The sequence below is a fragment of the Escherichia sp. AM3 genome, from assembly GCF_032029835.1.
Classification (GTDB): domain Bacteria; phylum Pseudomonadota; class Gammaproteobacteria; order Enterobacterales; family Enterobacteriaceae; genus Escherichia; species Escherichia coli.
This window is the reverse complement of the sequence record NZ_JAVUPQ010000496.1, coordinates 1-624: the sequence shown is the minus strand read 5'-3', so window position 1 is coordinate 624 and position 624 is coordinate 1. Positions and strand designations below refer to the sequence as shown.

Annotated in this window: 2 pseudogenes; both read right to left on the bottom strand. The window is 53.0% G+C overall.

Features of this window, described 5'->3' with window-relative positions:
* Positions 1-295, bottom strand: a pseudogene (gene sitC, locus RTW80_RS26835) (iron/manganese ABC transporter permease subunit SitC); the annotation flags it as partial.
* Positions 292-624, bottom strand: a pseudogene (gene sitB, locus RTW80_RS26830) (iron/manganese ABC transporter ATP-binding protein SitB); the annotation flags it as partial. The pseudogenes sitB and sitC, both read right to left, overlap by 4 nt.

Here is a 624-nt window from a genome sequence, read left to right as displayed (position 1 = left end):
AGAAGATCAGGCCGATGATGGCATCTTCTTTTAAGCGAGTGAGTTGGTTAAGAAACAGCATGCTGCCCGCTGCCAGTCCGCCGGAAAAGAAGGCTCCCAGAGAAAACGGAAGCCCCAGCATATATGCCCCCGCAACACCCGGGACAATAGAGTGCGACAGCGCATCGCCAATCAGCGACCAGCCTTTTAGCATCAGATAGCATGACAGGAAAGCGCAGAGACCGCCGACCATCGCCGAGACCCACATCGCATTGAGCATATATTCATAGCTGAAGGGTTCCAGTAGCACGTTCATCTTTCTTCCCTCTGCACCGCTGACGGTCGATGTGCCACAAAAGGGCGTTCATCGTCAGTAATAATGCTTTCTTCCGAGCCGTTAAGTGTGACATGGCGCAGTACGCCGCTAAAAGCCAGCTCCAGGTTCTCGGCTGTAAAAGTGGTGTCTGTCGGCCCGCTTGCCAGGACGGTGCCTTTGACCATGACCGTATAATCGCAAAATGTCGTGACGGATCCGAGATTGTGCGTTGAGACAAGCATCGTTTTGCCTTCCGCGCGTAACTCCCTCAACAGGCTGATGATTTTCGCTTCGGTTTTCACATCAACGCCGGTAAAAGGTTCATCCAG